This window comes from Brachybacterium sp. SYSU DS0246 (assembly GCF_059391765.1).
Genome location: NZ_JBZXYT010000068.1, coordinates 1 through 817 on the forward strand (window position 1 = coordinate 1; position 817 = coordinate 817).

General features: G+C 66.5%; 1 protein-coding gene. It reads right to left on the reverse strand.

Going from position 1 to position 817, the window contains the following annotated elements; all coding sequences use genetic code 11:
- Positions 1–817, reverse strand: an 817-nt coding sequence (locus AC5020_RS16925; RefSeq protein ID WP_464989146.1) for an IS1634 family transposase, incomplete at both ends; no start/stop codon positions are given.

Genomic DNA, 817 nt, shown 5'->3' on the forward strand with positions numbered 1-817 from the left:
CCCAGACGGGTTCGGCCCGCTGACTGGTGCCCTGGCTGCGGGTCTTGCCGTGGCGCGGGGTGATCGTGTCGATGATCTGCCCATCGGTGAAGGCGTCCCCGTGCCAGTGGAAGTGGTTCGCGAGATCGCCGGGGGCTTTAGTCATTCGTGAGCCGACGATGAACCGCAGCCCCGCCTCCTCCAGAGCGGTCAGATTCGAGGCGGAGAGCATGCCGGCGTCGGCGACGACGACCATGTCCGCGAGGTCGTGGCGGGCCTGGAACTGTTTGATGACCGGCACAATCGTGGCGGTCTCGGCCTTGTTCCCCTCGAAGCAGCCGATCTCCAGGGGGAACCCTTCACGGTCCACCAGCAGCCCGACCACGATCTGCGGATCCACCCGCCGCTCTTTGGAGTAGCCGACCTTCCGCAGGGAGTCTTCCTTTTCCGCCTCGAAATAGAGCGTCGTGACGTCGTAGAGCACCAGGGAGACGTCCCCGCTGGTGGAGGCGTGCTGAAAGCACTTCGCGGCGATCAGGTCGCGGTACTTGCGCTGACCGATCCGCGTCAGGCAGCGCTTCATCGTCGAGCGGTGCACGGCCTCCAGCCCGATCTCGCCCAGCACGCGGGCGGAATCGGTCATCGACGTCGGTTCGATCAGCCGGGCGGCAACGAGCTGGAAGAACGCCTCGTCCTCGACGGCGTCGAACCCCAGCGTGTACCAGGCGCCGCGGAGCACCTCCAGTAGCAGCCGCGAGCGCTTCGAGTGCACCACCGCGGACTGTGGATCACGCCCGAGCCCCAGGTCAAGGACCTCCTGGCCGGTGTGGATCTTCTC